This window comes from Mycetocola zhadangensis (assembly GCF_003668565.1).
Lineage (GTDB): Bacteria > Actinomycetota > Actinomycetes > Actinomycetales > Microbacteriaceae > Mycetocola_A > Mycetocola_A zhadangensis.
Window position 1 is genome coordinate 820,926 of sequence record NZ_RCWJ01000002.1, and the last position, 19,779, is coordinate 840,704.

The following is a 19,779-nucleotide window of genomic DNA, read 5'->3' on the forward strand; positions in this document are numbered from 1 at the left end:
TTGTCCGTTTCAGTTGGCTTCTGTTCGAACGTTCTTCCACGCAGCGAGAGTGTTCTTGAGCCGATTCAACCCGTTCCGTCCGAAGAGCCGAACAACGACTTTCCGAGTCGTCGTCCGGATCAGGTTGACTGCCGAGCGCGCGGGGGCGGCGACCACGTTCTCACGGAGGAGCGTCATTGCGGTCGGGGAGGGCAGGGAATCCAGCATTCCAGGGAACAGGTGCATGAACCGCTCAGGAGACACCATTCGCCCCAGGACGCGGTTGCTGACGTTTCTGCCATGAACGACTTGCAACCAGGCCGGATCACCCTCAATCGAAGTGGTGGGCATGAGTTGTCCGAGCATATTGTGAGCCTCGGCCCAGCACGTGATTGGGTCCTGCCACGATTCGATGACGGAACAGAAGGCGTTGTCCCTGTCCACTCGACGGTAGGCGCGATCGCGCGCCATGATGAGCCCGTCGGATAGATACAGTGCGGTCCTTCGCGGGTGCGCGGCGGCGTGTTGTAATCGCGCGGCAAAATCCGTTGCGAGCCCATCATCGTTGTCGAGGTTCGTGGTGAGGAGCCGTTGCGACCTGTTGCGGCCTACTGTGCTTCGTAAATCAGCGATCAGCTCTTCCCGGCTCACGGAGCTGCGGTAGATCGGTATGAAGTCGCCGGTGGCCGACCACTGGTGCACCCTCTCCTTGAACCACTCGGGGCTCTCCGGGTCGAAATAGATGATCCAGTGCAGGTTCTTGACTGTCTGATGTTGAACCGATGGAAGGCAATACTGCTCAAAGAGGAGTGATCGTTGTTCGAGCCAGCCAGGTTTGGTCCGGATGAACCGTTCGGAACCCGGCGACGGAACGTTGAACCTCGTAAGAAGAACATGGTCGATGTCGGGTATTGCTGTCACTGTGTGTTCCTTGTCATCACGATTCGTGTACCCGCGTTTCGGCCCGTTTCAGCAGATGTTCCCGGGTGTCGTCCCGGTAGTGCGGCCCTGGAGGCCACAGCCAGGACGGTGTAAGCGAGAGCGTCCAGCGCGCTGGTGAGGCCGCGAACGCTCAGCACGATCTCGCTGGCAGACACTGATGTCGAGGCGTGAGGCATCTCGGCCAGAGCTCGATGGTTGCGACGCAGGATGGTGAGGAGCGCCCCGGTCGTCAGGGGTGTGCGCACGCGCACGGGCACTGTCGTCACTATGTGTTTCTCGTTCGCGGAGAACAGATGGTCAACGAAGAGATCGTCTGCCGTCACAGTGGGGAACGAATCGAACCGCTCGTGGCCCACTTTGCTGATCGCATAGACGCCGGCGCCCCAGAGGGCGAAACGAGTGGACGGCATGCGGCGGCGGGCGCGGTAGTAGGCGCGAACGAGCGCGGATGCCCCGCTCGTGTCGTAACGGTAGAGCGGGCGCGCAGCAGGGATTGAACCCTGGAGCGTTTGGAAAACGCGCGCGATGGCATCCGGGTCGATTTCGATATCTGCGTCGAGATAGAGTCGCGGCCACAGCGTTGCCCAAACGTCACCGGAGTTGAGGGCAGTGGTTTTCGACGCGGTCTCAAGTTCGATGACGTGGACTCCGGCGTACTTGCGTGCGCGCTCGGCGGTGTCATCGGTGCAGCCGTGGCAGATGACGCAGATCTCTGCGGTGCCGAGTTCGGCGATGGGGGCGAGGCGGCGCAATGCGCGGTCGATCACCGGCGCAGCATTGTGAGCCGGGATAAGTATTGCCCCTGGCGGGAAACAGGTGAGCAGCTTCACTCGACCGCTCCTGTCGCTCGGGGCAGGAACCGCCAGGTCTTCCTGTTCGCGACGAAGCCGAGTGACGTTCGATGCGCCGGCTGATATGAACGCAGCAGCTCATGCAGGACGACGGCGGCCCGGTATGCGGCTGTGTAGACGGCACCGTGCCCTTTCTCGATGTACCGGATACGGTTCACGGTCATGAGGGCCATGAGGGCGGTCGACGTTCCTGACCCGCCTTGGCTGTGGCGGACGACGGCCTCCGGGTCAAACCACACCACTTCTCCGGCGTCACGGACCCGCCGGAAATAGTCGACCTCCTCTGAGTAGAGAAAGAAGCGCTCGTCCCAGCCCCCGACGAGGTCTGCCACGTCGCGTCGAATGAGCAAAGCGGCACCCGTCGCCCACTCCACGACATGAGCGGTTCCGTAGCTGGCGCCTTCGTCGTAGACCATTTCGGAAAGCCACCCGGGCCGGGAGGTAAACCTGCTGCCGAAAAGTGCGTCGCCGATGGCTCGGGTCAACGTTGGTTCGCGGCGCAGCGACTCATACGTTGCGCCGGAATCTTCGAGAATGCGCGGGACGACGACGCCCGCTGCTGAGTATTCGACGCGGTCGAGCAGGGCACGGACCGCTCCGGGTTCCACCACGAGGTCCGGGTTAAGGATGAGGACGGACTCGGCATCACCAAGGTGTTGACGGGCCGCGTTGATTCCAGCGGCGTAGCCGATGTTGCCCGATGTAGAGAAGCCGATGACATCCGAGTGCAACCCGACGATCTCCAGCGTGCCATCGGCCGAGTGATTATCGGCAACGATCACGCGAAGCCGGGTCTGTTTCGCCTCCCGTCTGAGGCTCGTAATCAGGCTGTCGATGTCGGCGGCGCTGTTGTAGGTCACGATGATGACGGCAACCTCAGCTGCGGTGTCCGGGCCAACGAATGCGGCTCCGGCTGTGAAACCGTGCTGAGCTGCACCCTCGATGAGAGTCACGTATCGCCTCCGACCGCCGGCAACGCGGCATCCGTTGTCAAAGGAAGACCCGGTTCGACCCGCGACGCCATGATGCGAAGCAGGGCACTCGGCCCTTCAACGAGGTATCGACGGGCAAGGCGGCGCGGTTCGAGAACGAGCCGCCATGCCCACTCCAGCCCGGCCTCGGAAATCCAGTGCGGTGCGCGGCGAACCCGCCCGGCCAGGAAATCGACGACGGCTCCGAAGGCAAGGAGGACCTGGGCGTGAGTGGCAGGTCCGTACTCGGCGATCCACAGTTCTTGTCTCGGTTTGCCCAGTCCGACGATGAGGATGTCAGTTTTCGCGGCGCTGATGTCCTCGCTCATCCGGCCACAGGCATCCGGATCCGACAATTCCTCTCGCGAGGGGGACCAGAATCCGGCAATGCGCAGCGCAGGGCGGGCGAGCCGAAGGTAGTCGCGCAGCAGAGCCTGCGTCTCGAGTGAGCCGCCGAGGAATCCGACGGAGGCACCGGTTTGCTCGGCACGATCGAGAAGGGGCGTGATGAGGTCGCTTCCCGCGAGCCGGGGGCAGTCCTCGCCGACGATCTGGCGAGCGCGCACCGCGATTGGTGCGCCATCGATCAGGTTCAGCCACTCCACCGTCGGATGCGCGGTGGGCTGGGGGGACTGGGCCGAGAGGTGTTGGCCCCACTTCGATCCGGTGCCGAAGTGGTGGATGTGGTCGAGGTTGATCGACGCGACGGCAAGCGGTGTCGACTCGTGGGCGAGCGGGCGTGACGCGATGAGGTCGACAGCCTCGTCGAATCCCCTTACATCAACGGGGACCCCGCCGAGGGTGATCCGGCGTTCGGGCACGAGAGTCATTTGGTCACCACCGATGGCGACCAGGCGTGCTCGATGAACAGGGATGGCTCCGTGGCGCCGTCGCTGGCGATCGACCACACGTCGCTGTCGCCGACCGCACCTTCGCGAGCCAGGCCGTACAGCAACGTTGAGTCGTCCAGCCATTCCACCTGGTCGTCCACATTCTTGACTTCTGGAAGCACGACTTCCTCCTCGGTTGTCAGGTTCAGTACTGCGATTCCCCAGTGGGGGTTATCCGGTGTTCCGGAGTTTTTCTTGTAGGCGACCCGCGATCCGTCTGGCGAGAGCGAGGGGCATTCGGCGTTGTTCGTGATCGCCGTCAGCGTGCGTTCGGCGAGGTTGCCGTTCACGAGCCAGGTCCGTCCGCCCGATGCCGCTGTCGCGTAGAACGTGTTGTCGTCTGCGGCGAAGGTGACGCCCCAGATATTGCGGTCGGCGGCGGTGAGGTGCTCGCCGTCAATCCACAGGGCGAAGTCCTCGAGGTTGCCGAAGCTCTCGCCACCGATCTGGGACACCACGGTTTCGGTAGAGAACCCGGTCGTCGCGTATGAGTGTCCTGTCACGAACGACGTGGTTGCGACGAGCGAACCGTCCTGCGACATTCGCGTTCGGCTCGGGATGCCAGGAAGCGGCCACGATTCCACCTCGGCTCCAGCCCTGTCGAAAACGCTGGCCCGAAATGTGGTCGGGACGCCTCGCTGAATGCGCAGGCACGAAAGCACCTCGCCGGTGGCATAGACGCGGTCACAGGCCTGGTCCGTAAGGGCCCGCGCAGCCGAAGGGGCCTCGACGGGGACGGTTGCCACCTTGCCGTAGCCCTGACCCTGAGCGGTGTTTCGGAACACAATGTGCGGCTCCGAGGTGGTCGTGAGCGCGTTCGTCGTGCGCACGTCGCTCGGTGCTGCGGAACGAGCCTGGTACCGCGCGTACGCCGTCGCGCCGTATGCCACTGCTCCGCCGAGCAGGAGTACTGACACGATGGCGAGGGCGAGCCATTGTCGTCGCGACGTCATGCGTGCCTCGCCGACCTGAGGAAGTCGCGCATGATGAATGCTGTCACCGGGATCAACACGGCAAGGCCGCAGGCCACGACGATCATCGCGGCGTCTCGCCCGAGCGAGAACCACAACAGGCCGAAGCCGACGGACGCGATCAGCCGGGACACGGCGACGGCCGTTTGCGCGGCCGCGATGCCGCTTGCCAGTGTCTCGACGGGAGTGGCCTGCGAAGCCAGCGCCGCGAGGATGCCGTCTGTCGCCGCGTAGAACGCCCCGAGCAGAAGCAGGCAGACGAGCGTCAGCTGCCAGCCGGTCGCTGGAACCGCCGCGCAGACATAGGCAGCAAGCAGGGCGACGTGGCCGAGGATGAAGACGCGCGCTCGACCGAAGCGGTCGGCGAACCTGCCGAGGGGAATGGCGAGCGCGAGAAAGGCAACGTTTGTCCCGACGTAAAGCAGGGGGAAGTACTCGGCCGCGAATCCGCTCTTGCTCTGCAGCACGAGGTAGATGAACCCGTCGCCGACGGTGACAAGCCCGAGCAGGCCGGCAGTGAGCAGGAGCCGACGCAGCCGACGATCGTTGAGGTCACGCCAGCGAAAGCGCGCTTTCGGTTCAGCTGTGGCTGTGGCGCGCTCGGCACGCGGGTGCTTGTTCGGCACGACGATGCCGAGAATGATCACGCCGAGGATGGCGAAGGCTAGCGAGACCACAAAGATTGTGCTGTAGCCGTCCGGAATGAAGAACAGGATGGCGAACGCGAGCAGAGGGCCGATCGCGGCTCCGACGGTGTCGAGCATCCGGTGAACGCCGAATGAGCGCGCCAGGTTGTCCGGCTCGGATGAAGCCGTGATGAGCGCGTCGCGTGGAGCTGTGCGCACCCCCTTGCCCAGCCGGTCCACAGCGACGACGGCACTGAGTGCGGCGAACCCACTCGCGAACAGTAATCCGATACGGGCAACCGCCGAGACACCGTAGCCGAAGAACGCCACCCATTTGGGCTGGTCTCCCCGGTCGGCCGCGTATCCGCCTGCGATTCGCACGACGGCGCTGATGCCCTGGTAGAGACCGTCGATCACCCCGTATGCCACGGTCGAGAGACCGATCACGCCGGTGATGTACAACGGCAGGATCGCAGACACCGATTCGGTCGAGATGTCCGTGAACATGCTGACGATGCCGAGGGCGATCACGACAGACGACACTCGTGTTGTCGCCGACTGCGTCGGTCGCTTTCCTGGTGTTTCAGGCGTGTTTTGCGCCGACTTCGCGTCGGAAAGTGAGATGTACATAGCCCCTTGCTTCGCTCTACTTCGTTGCGGTGAATGCGCCGAAGACGCTGTAGGTTGTTCCGCCTGACCCGTCGGGTGTCACGGTGAGAAGAACGGTGTCTGGGCCGCCCCGAGTGAAGAGAAGAGCCGTCGATCCCGACGCCGCAGGAGCGACGCTGTCAACGAGGTGAAGGGCGGCGAAGCTGACCCGGTAGAACTCCAGGACGGCGTCTGTGGCTGATGGTGTCGACGCGGCGAGTGTGACCTGAAGTCGATTTTCAGCGGATGCCACGGAGCTGGACTGAACAGCCGTGTTCGGGTTCAACGGAATAACGGCGGCCGGAAAACCTTCGACGAGGCCACCGGCTGCGCTCGCCGTTGGAGGCAGCGGCGTTGACACGAGGTTGGGCAGCGGCGGCGAAGGAGGAAGCCCGATTGGGGATTTTCCGTCCGGCGCAGGCATGACTTCAGACGACTCCCGTTCGCTCGGTGCACCGGTTCCCGACTCCTCGGTTGCCGAGTTCTCTTCGGTGGATTCGGACGGTGACTCAGCCTCGCCATCGTCAGGCGTGGCATCCGCTGTGCTCTCGCTCGAAACAGAGGAGTTCGACGGCGACTTCGCGGTCGATCCTGACCCCGGAAGAGTGTCGAGCACTGTGGAGATCACCAGGATGGCGACAGCGAGGGCGAGTGTCGTGACGATCGCAACGAGTGCGAGTCGTGAGGCCCGGCCCGTCATTCGTCTGCCCTCGAGGGGGGCAGGGCATGAGCCGACCGGAGATGACCCGTTCTTACCGCCTGCGAGGGGATTGCCGTAAGCACTCCGTTGTGCTCGCGGTATTCTTCCCCCGTCGACGGGCAGCGGAACAGGTCATCCCCGATGGGTTCGAGTGGCACCCCGGCGCGGCCGACCCAACCGATGCGGCGTGCGGGAACCCCGACCATCAGTGCGTGGTCTGGCACGTCCTGGGTGACGACGGCACCGGCGGCAACGAGCGCCCATGCACCGATCGTGACCGGAGCGATGCAGACGGCGCGCGCTCCGATGGAGGCGCCTGTGCGCACGGTCACGCCGACGGCGTCCCAGTCGTCAGCGTTCTTGCGCTTGCCGTCGACGGTGATGGCTCGCGGGAATACGTCGTTGGTGAAGACGGCGGCTGGCCCGACGAAAACTCCGTTCTCGAGAACGGCGGGTTCGTAGATCTGTGCGAAGTTCTGCACCTTGCAGTTGTCGCCGAGAACGACGCCAGGGCCGATGTACGAGCCGCGGCCGAGAATGCAGCCTGCACCGATCTGCGCGTGCTCGCGGACCTGCGCCAGGTGCCAGACCTGGGTGCCGTCGCCGATGCGGGCGAGGCCATCGATGTCGGCGGAGTCAGCGATGTGCGGTGGGCGACCCGGGCGATCGGATGCTTCGTGCACAGGAAAAGGAATGGTCATGTTCAGTACGCCCCAACCGGTTTGAGGAGCACCTTGACGGTGCGCCAGACGATCATCAGGTCACCGGTGAGTGACCAGTTCTCCACGTAATAGAGGTCGAGCCGGACGCTTTCGTCCCAGCTGAGGTCGCTCCGGCCGTTGACCTGCCACATGCCGGTGAGCCCTGGCTTGATGTACAGGCGGCGGTGCACGTGGTCCTCATATGCCTCTACCTCGCGGGGGAGCGGCGGGCGCGGGCCGACAAGGCTCATGTCGCCGAGCAGCACGTTCCAGAGCTGCGGCAGCTCGTCGATCGAGAACTTGCGGAGGACCCGCCCGACGGGGGTGACGCGTGGGTCAGCCTTGAGCTTGAACAGCACACCGTTGCCGTCGTTCTTGTCGGCTAGCTTCGCCAGGTCGCTCTCGGCGGTGGTCACCATTGAGCGGAACTTCACCATCCGGAAGGTGCGCTGGCCGCGGCCGACACGTTCCTGAGTGAAGAAGACCGGTCCGCCGTCGTCGAGCTTGATGAACAGGGCCACGAGGAGGAAGACGGGGGTGAGGACGAGGATTCCCGCCGCGGACGATGCGATGTCGAAAGCGCGCTTGAGAACGTGCTTGCCACCCTCGAACTGCGGGATTTCCACGTGAATGAGCGGGAGGCCCTCAACCGGGCGGAAGTGAATTCGCGGCCCAGCGACATCCGTCAACTGGGAAGCAAGCACAAGATCCGTCGCCGTTCCTTCGAGTTGCCAGCCGAGATTGCGGATGAATCTGGCGCCGCCCTTGGGTTGGCCAGCGATGATCACCGTGTCGGCGCCGACGTTGCGTGCCACCTGGGCAACGTCGGTCATGCCGAGAACTGGGACGGGCTTCGTGCCTGTGCTGACCGTGTGAGCGTCTGTGTTGGAGACGACGGCGCCGACGACGTTGTATCCCGCCCCGGATTTCTGCTGGATCTGGCGGATGACGTAACCGACGTCGTCGAGCTCCCCGACGACAAGAGCGCGGCAGAGGTAGTGGTCAAAGCTGCGCTGGGAGATGAGCCAGCGGCGCCAGAGCCAGTGCGCTCCGAGAAGGCTGACGGTGCCGAGCGGGAGGGCGAGCATGAAGTAGCCCCTGGCGATGTCGACCTTGAGCACGAGGAAGACGATGGCCAGGAGGCCGAATGCTGTCGCGCTTGCGTTGATGATGCGTTTGTATTCGCTGGCGCCAACACCGATCACTCGGGAGTCGTGAACGCCGAACACGATGAGCGCGATCAACCACGAGATCACGATCGTCGCCGAGATAAGCAGGTACTGGGCGTCCTCGATGCGTGCGCTTGTGGGGATCGCCTCGATGCCGAAGCGGAGCGAGAACGCCACCGTCACTGCGAGCACAATGGTGGCGATGTCGGTCAGGCGAAGTTTGCGGCGATAGTTGCGGGCCCAGACCCGTTCGGACGCCTGGCGGAGTGTGTGATCCCTCGCCTCGGAGTCGATGCGAGTGCGGACGCGGGGGCGGGAGAGTCCGGGAATGGCTATGCGTGTTTTGACTTCAGTCATGACCTGCCGCGCTCGTTAGTGTCGATGTGTGGGGGAGTGGGCACCGGCTCGCGCGTGATGCTCGATGTCATGGCGTCCTCCCCGGTCCGTTTGGGCGCACCGGAAGCCGCTGGGGCGGGGCGCCGAAGCGCGCCGGGATTCCCAGCAAGAAGATTTCGCATTCAAGATGCGAGGTTGGCTCATGTTTGGTGCACTATTGACAGTAGCGGTGCAGGCCAGCCGCGCCTCCCCCCAGATAGAGGGGTGAGGAATCCTCATGTTCAGGTATGGAGGGTGGCGAGACGGGGCGCAGCGACGGTGCGGGGCGCACAGGGTGTGCCCACGTTGCTTCGCTACGCTGTACTCAGGTTGGCTACCCGCCGGCCCCGGACGAGGGATCAGTACCCGGACTGCGACAAGACTGGCCAGAAGCAGGCAATCATGTCATGGGTCATTCTTATTGCGTCCGGCGTCCTCGAAGCCGTTTGGGCAACCGCGCTTGGCAAATCCGAGGGATTCACCAAGCTGTGGCCGTCGGTGATCTTCGGCGGCGCACTCGTCCTCAGCATGGGCGGCCTCGCCTGGGCGATGAAGGACATTCCCATCGGGACTGCCTATGCCGTCTGGGTCGGGATCGGAGCATCATTGACTGTCGCGTGGTCGATGTTCACCGGCGACACCAGCGTTTCGTGGGTCAAAGTCCTCTTGCTGCTCGGATTGATCGGCTGCATCGTCGGGCTCAAACTCGTCGACGACAGCCACTAGCGAGTGCTCGATCGCGGTCGGCTGCGTCAAATGCGGTGAGCGCTGTTGCGACGGAACGGGATGACTCCAGTACCGGCCAGGAGCAGAAAGAACCCCATCACAACGGCGCCAAGACGATCACCGTCATTGGCAGTTTCCGCGAGGTCTACTGACGGCGCTGGCAGCGGTTCGACGACGCAGCGATCGTCGCGTTCAAATAAACTCCGCCTCTGCTCTTGTCGACAGGGAGCCCGTGATACGTCCGTGCACGCACGGAGGGCCCCGCATGTAGCGGGGCCCTCCCTGTTCACAGGGTGAACGTGTGATTTTGTGTGCGAGTGCCGTCAGCCCGCGGTGGGACGAGCTGCAGCAAGCTCACCGACCGATGCCCACGGGTTACCGCGAACCTCCGTCTTGGCGACGAGCTTGAGATAACGCGCGTTCTGCGTCGGGAACGCGGCGAGCTGCTCCGTTGCGTTGTTCTGGAAGGTCCCACTCGCGATGGGTCCGCCCCACGCTCCGGCGACCGTTGATACCGTCGTCGACGCGTATACGTCATAGTTCGCGATGCGACCGTTGGTGCCTCCGTCACCGCTGCTGGTGCGCCCGGTGTACAGCAGGCCACACGTCGACGTCACTGACCCGAGGTCGATGACGATGGAGTGCGGGAAAGTCGCTGCGGCCGGTGCCCAGCGGGTGTGCCAGTATGTCGCCGGGTTGCCGTCGATCGCGGCGGCGGCCGGCCCGTTCGGCGCAGGTTCGCCGGTGAGCTGTTCACTGGATACGCCGCTGATTGCGGTCGGGCGGATGTCGTTGGTCGAGCATGCGCCACCGGCGGTGGATGTGGCCCGCCACACTGTCTTTCCCCAGTCGGCAGGTGTCTGGACGACGCGACCGTTCGGTACCGACTTGAATCCCTCGCCGGCGACAGGAACGTTGACCAGCCCCGCCGAGACCGAGAGGAACTGCTGGCTCGCCGCGTTGGCGACGGTGTATCCACCGGCGACTTGGCGTACCTGCCACTTTTGCAGTGTCGTGGTGGCGCACGCGCTGAGCGTGACGTTGGCACCGATCTCCACCGGAACGTCGAGGCGCATGGTGCCGTCTCGAGCGAGGTCGAGGCATCGCCCGTTCGACGAACGGATCGTGTAGTAGCCGTCATTGGTTCGGGTGAAGTTCAGGCGCTCGCCGACTCCAGCCGCGACCGAAAGCGAATTCCCGGCGGCGGCCGTGAGTGCGCCCTCGCCGCCCGCACCGGTCAGCGTGAACGTGCCATTGGCAAGCGGCTGACGGACGACGTCATCCCACAGCGGGGAATGTCCGATCGTGTCCATGGCCGTGCGGAACTGGGCGAAGGTGCTCCAGGGGTGAGAGCCGGACCAGGTCGCCTGGGCGACGAAGCGAAGCGGTTCGAACATCCGCTGCTCTGTCGTATTCTCCGCCTCGTTCGGTGTGCCGCCGTCGGGCCAGATGCTCATCCGTGCGCCCCGAATCTGGTCACCACGGCTCGTGATGGTCTGGTCGTAGAAGACCTCGGGAGTCCAGCGCTGTTCGTACAGCCGCTGGCTGTTCACGCCGTAGCTTCCGCGCACCATGTAGAGCGAGTTCGAGATGTTCGACATCTGGTGGCCCCAGTTGAGGAACTGCTGTGGTTTCACGGCCGACCCCGATGGGTTCCAGTGTTCGACGATGATGTCGGTGTCAAAGGTGACGAAACGGTTCGTGGTCATGACGCCGTCGTTCCAAATGCGCAACTTCTTGTTCTGCGACTTCACGTAGTCGTTGACCTTGTTGACGTACCAGGCGACGACATCGTTCTCGGTCGCTCCCGCACCGAACTGTGCTTCGGCGAAGCGCTTGATCTGCGGGTAGTTAGCGTATCCGCTGCCGAGCATGTACTCATCGACGCCCATGTGCCAGTAGTCGGAGGTGAACACCTCGGAATACTCGTCGATGAGGTCCGTGTAGAAGTTGAAGGCGGCATCCTGGGTAATGTCCATCCGGACTTCGTCCTTCACCCCGGTGTTCTGGTTGGTGAGCTGGAGTTCCGGCAGGTTCTCCAGCCAAATCTCCATGTGACCAGGGGAGTTGATCTCCGGGATAACGTCGATCCCGTGCGCGTTCGCCTTCTCGACGAGGGTCTCGATGTCGTCTTTCGTGTAGTACGACCAGGTATTCGTCTCGGGGTAGGCGTCAACCTTCACCTTGAGTTCGACGAGCATCGTATTGAGCTTCAGGAACGCCATCTCCTCGATCAGGCGATCGATGAACTCGGGCGAGATGTTGATGACACAGGCGCACACGGTGACGCCGCGTTCGACGTACTCGGGCACGTCGACGAGCGAACCCTGGGGAAGGGAGTCCTGCTGCGTCAGCATCTGGAGGATGGTCCGTGTGCCATAAAACGCGCCAGCGGGCTTTGCCGCAGTGATGACGATTTTGCTTCCAATTTTGAGGTCATAGCCCTCGTCGCCGAGGTCGGCACGGGAGGCGTCGAGCCGGAGTTCGATACCGCCAGCGGGTGCGACCCCCGAGCCGACGGACGCGGCGGGATAGTCGACGGCGAGTTCGTCGCGGAGAATGCCCGCGATGGAGGTCAACCGCTCGTTCGCGGTGGCGACGGAGATTCGGACATTGTCAGCCGCGGTGAACGTTCCCGTCGTTGCGGCCCAGCCGTCAATCGAGGGGATGACGGCGGGCATCGTCACGGCTGCGGTCGCCGGGGTGGCGGCTGTGAGGCCTCCAAAGGCGAACGCGGCAGCGGTGAGGCCGGCAATGATCCGCTTTCGGACCCGTCCTGTGCGGCTCGGAATGGAGGACTTCACGTGGACCTTCTCTCTCAGACTGACGTTGTCCGATAGCGGGCTCTACGTCGTATGGCATCGATAACATACGGCAGCCATAACCTAGGGGCGGTCGTTATGCTGTGTCAATGGTGGGGGCCAAGGCGGAGGAGCAACACAGGGTGTCGGAGGTCCCGCACAACAACCGCGTTTCGCGGCCGCCCGCGATGACGGATGTGGCTCGCGTCGCCGGGGTGTCCACCCAGACCGTTTCCCGGGTTCTGCGAAACCACCCCTACGTCACCGACGACAAGCGACGCCGCGTTCTCGACGCGGTCGAGCAGCTCGGCTATCGCATGAACACGGCGGCCCAGGCGCTTTCGTCCGGGCGCACCCGCACGATCGGTGTCGTTTCGATGGCCACGGAATCGTACGCCGGCGCGATGACGCAGTCGAGTATCGAGCGGGCCGCTGATGAGGCCGACTACAGCGTTGTGGGGGCGCAGATCTCCACTCTCGACGTTGACGCAATCCTCTCGGCGCTGCGTCGCCTCGAGAAACTGGGATCAGAGGCGATCATTCTGGCGGTGCCGCTGCGCGCCCAGGACAGGCGCATCGAGGAGATCACCAAACGGGTGCCGACCGTGACAATCGGTGGTTCACCCGTGCGCACCGCTCGTTCGCTCGCTGTCGACCAGCGCGAGGTGGCGCGCCTGGCCACCGAGCACCTGCTGTCGCTTGGGCATTGCACCGTCTGGCACATCGCCGGGCCAAACGACTGGGTTGACGCCGTCGAGCGAACCGCGGGCTGGCGCGATGTGCTGACGGACGCGGGGCTAACGGTGCCGCCGATGATCCACGGTGACTGGGACCCTGAGTCCGGCTATCAGGCCGGACGGTGGCTCGCTGACCGCTCAGACGTCACGGCGGTGTTCGTCGCCAGCGATGAAATGGCTTTTGGGCTGATTCGGGCCCTGCACGAATCCGGACGCCGCGTTCCCGAAGATGTCTCGGTGGTCGGCGTCGATGATGTTCGGCTGGCCGCGTACTGCACGCCGGCGCTGACCACGATCGCGCAGCCTTTCGCCGAACTGGGGCGAGCGGCGGTGGCATCGGTGATGTCGCGCCTGGACGAGCGGGAAGACCCCACTCTGAATCTTGTCGTTCGGCCGAAACTGATTGTCCGCTCGTCGACGGCCCGGAAAAGGGCATAAAGAAATCCCCGCAAGTAGAAGCCTTACGAGGATTTCAGTGGCTCCGACGGGCGTCGATCCCGTGACCTCACGATTTTCAGTCGTGCGCTCTACCAACTGAGCTACAGAGCCGAACGGCGAGAATGCCGCTGGAAGGTGAAAAACCCTTCCTTTCGGAAGGGCTCTTCACTTCAGCGACCCTGACGGGACTTGAACCCGCGACCTCCGCCGTGACAGGGCGGCACGCTAACCAACTGCGCTACAGGGCCTTACTTATTCAGTTTTATTCAGTGTAGTAGTTATGTGACCCCAACGGGATTCGAACCCGTGCTACCGCCGTGAAAGGGCGGCGTCCTAGGCCACTAAACGATGGGGCCGGCGAGCCTTTGAGGGGCTCTCTAACTACCGAGAAGTAAGCATACGGTGCTCGGATAGGTTTTTGCAAAACGAGAGCGTGCCCGCGTCAAAAACCGCGGAATTCCGGGGCCGAAGTGACGAAACCCCGCGTCCAAAGATTTGGACGCGGGGTTTTCAATCAGAAAAACGGATGCCTAGTGGCCGCCTTCTTCGCGGAGCTTCACGATTCCAGCCTCGACGATCGCTTCCGCTTCCTTCGCGTCGCCCCAGCCCTCGATCTTGACCCACTTGTTGGGTTCGAGGTCCTTGTAACGGGCGAAGAAGTGCTCGAGCTCGTTGCGGGTCTGCTCAGGAACATCGGTGATGTCCTGGATGTGAGCCCAGCGCGGGTCCTTGTACTGAACGCAGACAACCTTCGCGTCCGAACCGGCCTCGTCGCTCATGTTGAGCACGCCAACGGGGCGCACCTTGATGCCGACACCGGGGAAGACCGGGTACTCGAGCAACACGAGAGCGTCGACGGGGTCGCCGTCGAGGCCGAGGGTGTTCTCGAAGTAGCCGTAGTCGACCGGGTAGGTGAAAGCGGTGAACAGAACGCGGTCAAGGTAGACGCGACCGGTTTCGTGGTCGACCTCGTACTTGTTGCGGCTGCCCTTGGGGATTTCTACGACGACGTCATATTCGGCCATAAGTGTGTTCTCCTCCATGTGAAAGTCTGGAATAACGTTACTTGATGCCCACAAACAGTAACCTCCGACGCCCCCCGCTCGACAAAGCGGTCGCCGAGGTGCGCCTCGCGGTGCGCCAGTCGCTCTCCGGCAACGTGAACGAGGGCGAAACTGTGCTCGTCGCGCTGAGCGGTGGCCCGGACTCGCTCGCCCTCGCGGCGGCCACCGCATTCGAGGCAGTCAAGCAGGGGATTTCCGCCGGTGCTGTGATCGTCGACCACGGTCTTCAGGAACGATCAGCGGATGTCGCGTCTCACGCGGCGAACCAGGCGCGAGCTCTCGGCTTGAACCCGGTGATCGAAACGCGGGTGCAGGTCGCCGACGCTGGCGGGCCAGAGGCGGCCGCCCGAACCGCGCGATACGAAGCGTTCGAATCCGCGCTTGCCGGCACCGGAGCATCCGCTCTTCTTCTCGGCCACACTCTCGACGACCAGGCCGAAACGGTTCTGCTCGGGCTCGCGCGTGGGTCAGGATCGGGAAGTCTCATGGGTATGGCGCCGGTGAGCGGGCGGTACCTGCGCCCGCTTCTCGGGGTGCGCAGGGAAAGTACCCACGCCGCATGCGCGGCAGAGGGGCTCGAGCCGTGGATCGACCCGCACAACACTGACCAGGCATTCACCCGGGTGAGGGTGCGCGAGAAGGTGCTGCCCGTCCTCGAACGCGAGCTTGGTCCAGGCATTGCCGAAGCGCTCGCTCGCACCGCGGAACAGCTTCGCGAGGACACCGAAGCGTTCGACTCCATGATCGACGAGTTCATCGAGGAAATTTGCGAGCCGGCCGAAGCGGGAATCGCCGTCTCGATTTCTGCCCTCGCAGCGAACCCTGCCGCGCTCCGGAACCGGATCATCCGGATGGTCGCCCTCAGCGAATTCGGCCAGTCACTGTCCAGGATGCACACGATCGCGATCGCCGCGCTGGTGACCGACTGGCGCGGGCAGGGTCCGATCGATGTTCCCGGCATCTCGGTCCGCAGGAACGGCGGGCTGCTCGAATTTTCGGCCCGGGCGCCGGAGGTAGGATAAATCCATGGAATCGAGCGATATTGCAGGCGACCTCACGGACATTCTCGTCACCGAGAAGCAGATTCACGACAAGCTCGACGAGCTCGCCGCTCAGATCGACTCCGATTATGAAGGCAAGGATCTTCTCCTCGTCGGTGTGCTCAAGGGCGCGGTCATGGTGATGGCCGACCTGTCCCGTGCGATGAAGAAGCACGTCTCCATCGACTGGATGGCTGTCTCGTCCTATGGTGCTGGTACGAAGTCGAGCGGTGTGGTGCAGATTCGCAAGGACCTCGACTCCGACCTCACCGGTCGCCACGTTCTCATCGTCGAAGACATCATTGACTCCGGTCTGACGCTGTCGTGGCTGCTCGAGAACTTCGCCTCCCGCGGAGCGGCATCCATCGAGGTTTGTGCGCTCCTTCGCAAGCCGGAGGCCGCCAAGGTTCAGATCGACTGCAAGTACGTTGGCTTCGACATCCCCACCGACTTCGTGGTCGGCTACGGACTCGACTTCGACGAGCGTTACCGCAACCTCCGCGACGTCGCAGTTCTCGCACCGCACGTTTACTCGTAACCTCCCGCAAACGCCGACGTTTCTCCTTGCGGCGAACATAGAGGCGCCGCCCAGCTTTCTGGCGATAACCTTGAGGCCACGAGTCGCGAGGCGTCTCGGACGAACCTTCAGAAAGGTGTTGGGCATTCGCTCATCCGCACTATGAATTTCAAGCGCATCTTCAAAGGCCCTCTGCCGTACATCCTCATCGCGGTCATCGTCTTTTTCGTCGGCTCCAGCCTGCTCAACATCAACGGTTACAAAGAGGTGACCACGGAGCACGGGCTTGAACTTCTGCAGGACGGCAAGGTCGCTGAAGCTACGCTCACCGAAGGTGACAACCGTGCCGACCTGACGCTTGAGAAGGCCGATGGCGAGAACGGCACGATGGTGCAGTTCTACTACATCACCGCTCGTGCAGATGATGTCGTTGCCGCTGTCGATGAGGCAACTCCCTCTGACGGATTCAACGACAAGGTTCCGCAGCCCAGCTGGTGGCTCTCGGCACTCGGCCTGCTCCTCCCACTGCTTCTGATCGGTGTGTTCTTCTGGATCATGCTGTCGAGCATGCAGGGCGGCGGCTCGAAGGTCATGCAGTTCGGCAAATCGAAGGCCAAGCTGGTCTCCAAGGAATCGCCGAAGGTCACCTTTGAAGACGTCGCTGGCAGCGACGAAGCCATCGAAGAGCTCGAAGAGATCAAGGACTTCCTCAAGGAGCCAGCGCGCTTCCAGGCGGTCGGTGCTCGCATTCCGAAGGGTGTGCTGCTGTACGGCCCTCCCGGAACGGGTAAGACCCTGCTCGCCCGCGCTGTCGCCGGTGAAGCCGGCGTGCCGTTCTACTCGATCTCCGGATCCGACTTCGTCGAAATGTTCGTGGGTGTCGGTGCGAGCCGCGTCCGCGACCTGTTCCAGCAGGCCAAGGAGAACGCTCCGGCCATCATCTTCGTCGACGAGATCGACGCTGTCGGCCGCCACCGCGGTGCAGGCATGGGTGGAGGACACGACGAGCGTGAGCAGACGCTCAACCAGTTGCTCGTCGAAATGGACGGCTTCGACCCCAAGGCGAACGTCATCATGATCGCCGCGACGAACCGCCCGGACATCCTGGACCCCGCTCTTCTCCGTCCGGGTCGTTTCGACCGCCAGATCGGTGTGGACGCACCCGACCTCAAGGGCCGCAACAAGATCCTCGAGGTGCACTCCAAGGGCAAGCCCATGTCGGAGAACGTCGACCTTGAGGTCCTCGCTCGCAAGACTCCTGGGTTCACCGGTGCCGACCTGGCCAACGTCCTCAACGAGGCAGCACTGCTCACCGCTCGCTCGAACGCGCAGATCATCGACAACCGCGCTCTCGACGAAGCCGTCGACCGTGTCATGGCTGGCCCACAGCGCCGCAGCCGGGTGATGCGCGACCAGGAGAAGCTCATCACCGCGTACCACGAGGGTGGACACGCTCTCGCCGCAGCGGCGATGCGCAACACAGACCCCGTGACCAAGGTGACGATTCTTCCGCGCGGCCGCGCCCTCGGTTACACGATGGTCCTTCCGCTGGAGGACAAGTACTCGGTCACCCGCAACGAGCTGCTCGACCAGCTGACCTACGCCATGGGCGGTCGCGTAGCCGAAGAGATGGTGTTCCACGACCCGACAACCGGTGCGTCGAACGACATCGAGAAGGCGACAGGGATCGCCCGCAAGATGGTCACCGAATACGGGATGAGCTCGAACGTCGGAGCCATCAAGCTTGGCCAGTCAAGCGGCGAGGTGTTCCTCGGCCGCGACATGGGTCACCAGCGTGACTACTCGGAGCAGATCGCCGAAACCGTCGACGCCGAGGTGCGCGTGCTCATCGAGCAGGCGCACGACGAAGCGTGGCAGGTTCTCAATGACAACCGGGACATCCTCGACCGGCTCGCCTCCGAACTCCTGGAGAAGGAAACGCTCGACCACAACCAGTTGGCCGAGATCTTCAAGGACATTCAGAAGCTTCCCCCGCGCCCGCAGTGGCTGTCGTCGACCAACCGTCCGATCTCCGAGCGCCCGCCGATCGCAGTTCCGATCGCCAAGGCTCCCATCAATCCCGGTGTGACCGACGGTGGCGTTCAGAGCGAGACCAGCATGCCTCCTCTGCCTCAGTCCGAACCGCGCCCGGCAACGGCGTAGCGACGATGGCGGGGGTCGACAAGCCTCGCATCGAGGCTGCCGTCGTCGAGCTGCTCGCGGCGATCGGCGAGGATTCGTCTCGTGAAGGGCTCGCACGAACCCCGGCGCGGGTCGCCGAGGCATACGCCGAGTTCTTCGCCGGACTCGACGAGAACCCGCTCGAACACCTGCGTGAATCGGTGCCGGTCGGTGATGCCGGAAACGGTGAAGTCGTGCTGTTGCGCGACATCGCCTTCCGGTCGATCTGCGAACACCACCTGCTGCCGTTCCTCGGCACCGCCCATGTGGCCTATCTGCCGAGCGACCGCGTCGTCGGACTCGGCAGGCTCCCGCTCGTCGTGAACACGCTCGCGTCCAGACCACAGCTGCAGGAGCGCCTGACCGAACAAATCGCTGATGCTCTCGAGCAGGGGCTCAGGGCTCGCGGTGTTCTGGTCGTGCTCGACGCGGTGCACGGGTGCGTCACCGCACGTGGCCCCCGCCAGGCCGCCTCTTCGACCGTGACTGTCGCCAGTCGCGGAGAACTGACCGAACCGGCACGTCGCGCAGAGATCTTCGCGATGATCGGATCGAGCACCACGGACGACTCGCGTGCCTGAAGCCGCTGGCGACCCCATGCTGGTGATGGGCATCCTCAACGTCACTCCGGACTCGTTCAGTGACGGTGGCCATTTTCTCGACCACAACTCAGCCATCTTCCACGGTCGGCGACTCGTCGCGGACGGAGCTGACATCGTCGACGTTGGTGGGGAGTCGACCCGCCCGGGAGCCGAACGGATCGGAGCGGCAGAGGAGTTGCGTCGCATCCTTCCGGTGGTCCGCGCTCTCTCAGCCGATGGCATCCGCGTCTCTGTTGACACCATGAACGCTGAGACGGCTCGGGCAACCGTCGACGCCGGTGCCGAATTCATCAACGATGTGTCTGGTGGGCTCGCTGACCCCGGGATGATCGCGGTCGCGGCGGCGACGGGTGCTCCGTACATCCTCAGCCACTGGCGTGGGCACAGCATCGACATGAACTCGCGAGCACACTACGACGACGTCGTGACCGACGTGCGCGCCGAGCTGGTCGACCGGCTCGCGGCGCTCGAGGCCGGGGGAGTGAATCGGGAAAACATCATTCTCGACCCGGGTCTCGGCTTCGCCAAGACGGCCGAGCAGAACTGGGAGATCCTCGCCCGGATCTCGGAACTGCAGTCGATCGGCCTCCCCGTGCTCGTCGGCGCCTCACGCAAGCGTTTCATCGGCGCGCTGCTTCCCGACGGTGCTCCGATGACGGACCGGGACCTGCCGACAGCCGTCGTCAGTGCGCTGCTTGCGGACTCGGGGCTGTGGGGAGTGCGCGTGCACAATGTGCCGGCCACAACCATCGCTCTCGCCGCTCGACGTCGTTTGGTCTGACCGCCTTGCCGGACTTTTTGGATGAGGTCCACAAAGTCGGCCCCGACACATTGGACGGTCAGCAGCGCG

Annotated in this window: 18 protein-coding genes, 3 tRNA genes and 1 riboswitch; of the genes, 7 read left to right on the plus strand and 14 right to left on the minus strand. The window is 63.7% G+C overall.

Annotated elements, in window-relative coordinates:
- Positions 1–9: 9 nt before the first annotated feature.
- The 9 genes from D9V28_RS10475 to D9V28_RS10515 are packed head-to-tail and all read right to left on the minus strand — an operon-like array spanning position 10 to position 8,805.
- The gene (locus D9V28_RS10475) at positions 10–900 is read right to left on the minus strand and encodes a glycosyltransferase (protein ID WP_229727792.1); all 891 of its coding nucleotides are present in this window, start codon (positions 898–900) and stop codon (positions 10–12) included.
- Positions 897–1,751 carry a glycosyltransferase family 2 protein gene (locus D9V28_RS10480; protein WP_183086493.1) on the minus strand — a complete coding sequence of 285 codons (855 nt, stop codon included), beginning with the start codon at positions 1,749–1,751 and terminating at the stop codon, positions 897–899. The genes D9V28_RS10475 and D9V28_RS10480 overlap by 4 nt, the downstream gene beginning before the upstream one ends.
- Complete coding sequence (locus tag D9V28_RS10485) at positions 1,748–2,725, minus strand: glycosyltransferase family 2 protein (RefSeq protein ID WP_121659624.1); 978 nt, start codon at positions 2,723–2,725, stop codon at positions 1,748–1,750. The genes D9V28_RS10480 and D9V28_RS10485 overlap by 4 nt, the downstream gene beginning before the upstream one ends.
- A complete protein-coding gene (locus D9V28_RS10490; protein WP_121659625.1) occupies positions 2,722–3,573 on the minus strand; it encodes a WecB/TagA/CpsF family glycosyltransferase in 852 nt (283 codons plus the stop codon). The genes D9V28_RS10485 and D9V28_RS10490 overlap by 4 nt, the downstream gene beginning before the upstream one ends.
- Positions 3,570–4,586, minus strand: a complete 1,017-nt coding sequence (locus tag D9V28_RS10495) for a TolB family protein (protein WP_121659626.1) — start codon at positions 4,584–4,586, stop codon at positions 3,570–3,572. The genes D9V28_RS10490 and D9V28_RS10495 overlap by 4 nt, the downstream gene beginning before the upstream one ends.
- On the minus strand, positions 4,583–5,860 hold the full coding sequence (locus D9V28_RS10500) for an MFS transporter (RefSeq protein WP_121659627.1): 1,278 nt from the start codon (positions 5,858–5,860) through the stop codon (positions 4,583–4,585). Before D9V28_RS10500 ends, D9V28_RS10495 begins: the two co-directional genes overlap by 4 nt.
- Before the next feature lie 16 nt (positions 5,861–5,876).
- Entirely contained in the window at positions 5,877–6,578 is a 702-nt protein-coding gene (locus D9V28_RS10505; protein ID WP_121659628.1) for a hypothetical protein, read from the minus strand.
- Complete coding sequence (locus tag D9V28_RS10510; protein WP_121659629.1) at positions 6,575–7,279, minus strand: acyltransferase; 705 nt, start codon at positions 7,277–7,279, stop codon at positions 6,575–6,577. The genes D9V28_RS10505 and D9V28_RS10510 overlap by 4 nt, the downstream gene beginning before the upstream one ends.
- A gap of 2 nt (positions 7,280–7,281) precedes the next feature.
- Entirely contained in the window at positions 7,282–8,805 is a 1,524-nt protein-coding gene (locus tag D9V28_RS10515; protein WP_121659630.1) for a sugar transferase, read from the minus strand.
- 343 nt (positions 8,806–9,148) lie between these two features.
- A riboswitch (guanidine-III (ykkC-III) riboswitch) is annotated at positions 9,149–9,214 on the plus strand.
- An 11-nt stretch (positions 9,215–9,225) separates the two neighbouring features.
- Between D9V28_RS10515 and D9V28_RS10520 the strand changes: the two genes are divergently transcribed.
- A complete protein-coding gene (locus D9V28_RS10520) occupies positions 9,226–9,549 on the plus strand; it encodes a DMT family transporter (protein WP_121659631.1) in 324 nt (107 codons plus the stop codon).
- A 323-nt stretch (positions 9,550–9,872) separates the two neighbouring features.
- Here D9V28_RS10520 and D9V28_RS10525 read toward each other — a convergent pair whose 3' ends face one another.
- Complete coding sequence (locus D9V28_RS10525; protein ID WP_121659632.1) at positions 9,873–12,353, minus strand: family 20 glycosylhydrolase; 2,481 nt, start codon at positions 12,351–12,353, stop codon at positions 9,873–9,875.
- 107 nt (positions 12,354–12,460) lie between these two features.
- On the opposite strand from D9V28_RS10525, the gene D9V28_RS10530 reads away from it, so the two are divergent.
- Positions 12,461–13,525: a LacI family DNA-binding transcriptional regulator gene (locus D9V28_RS10530; RefSeq protein ID WP_220700484.1), complete on the plus strand. Its 1,065-nt coding sequence runs from the start codon at positions 12,461–12,463 to the stop codon at positions 13,523–13,525.
- 38 nt (positions 13,526–13,563) lie between these two features.
- Here D9V28_RS10530 and D9V28_RS10535 read toward each other — a convergent pair.
- The 4 genes from D9V28_RS10535 to D9V28_RS10550 form a co-directional block, all read right to left on the minus strand.
- Positions 13,564–13,636: transfer RNA gene (locus D9V28_RS10535), tRNA-Phe, on the minus strand.
- Between the two features lie 63 nt (positions 13,637–13,699).
- Positions 13,700–13,773: transfer RNA gene (locus D9V28_RS10540), tRNA-Asp, on the minus strand.
- A gap of 35 nt (positions 13,774–13,808) precedes the next feature.
- Positions 13,809–13,881: transfer RNA gene (locus tag D9V28_RS10545), tRNA-Glu, on the minus strand.
- A gap of 174 nt (positions 13,882–14,055) precedes the next feature.
- Positions 14,056–14,550 (minus strand): inorganic diphosphatase, encoded by a 495-nt coding sequence (locus D9V28_RS10550; RefSeq protein ID WP_121659633.1) that lies wholly within the window; start codon positions 14,548–14,550, stop codon positions 14,056–14,058.
- 44 nt (positions 14,551–14,594) lie between these two features.
- Between D9V28_RS10550 and tilS the strand changes: the two genes are divergently transcribed.
- The 5 genes from tilS to folP all read left to right on the plus strand — a co-directional run bounded on the left by tilS (position 14,595) and on the right by folP (position 19,710).
- A complete protein-coding gene (gene tilS, locus D9V28_RS10555) occupies positions 14,595–15,611 on the plus strand; it encodes a tRNA lysidine(34) synthetase TilS (RefSeq protein ID WP_121659634.1) in 1,017 nt (338 codons plus the stop codon).
- A 4-nt stretch (positions 15,612–15,615) separates the two neighbouring features.
- On the plus strand, positions 15,616–16,167 hold the full coding sequence (gene hpt / locus D9V28_RS10560) for a hypoxanthine phosphoribosyltransferase (protein WP_121659635.1): 552 nt from the start codon (positions 15,616–15,618) through the stop codon (positions 16,165–16,167).
- A 141-nt stretch (positions 16,168–16,308) separates the two neighbouring features.
- Positions 16,309–18,309 carry an ATP-dependent zinc metalloprotease FtsH gene (gene ftsH / locus D9V28_RS10565; RefSeq protein WP_121659636.1) on the plus strand — a complete coding sequence of 667 codons (2,001 nt, stop codon included), beginning with the start codon at positions 16,309–16,311 and terminating at the stop codon, positions 18,307–18,309.
- A 5-nt stretch (positions 18,310–18,314) separates the two neighbouring features.
- On the plus strand, positions 18,315–18,908 hold the full coding sequence (gene folE, locus D9V28_RS10570; protein ID WP_121659637.1) for a GTP cyclohydrolase I FolE: 594 nt from the start codon (positions 18,315–18,317) through the stop codon (positions 18,906–18,908).
- Complete coding sequence (gene folP / locus D9V28_RS10575; protein ID WP_308472451.1) at positions 18,901–19,710, plus strand: dihydropteroate synthase; 810 nt, start codon at positions 18,901–18,903, stop codon at positions 19,708–19,710. The genes folE and folP overlap by 8 nt, the downstream gene beginning before the upstream one ends.
- Positions 19,711–19,779: the final 69 nt, after the last annotated feature.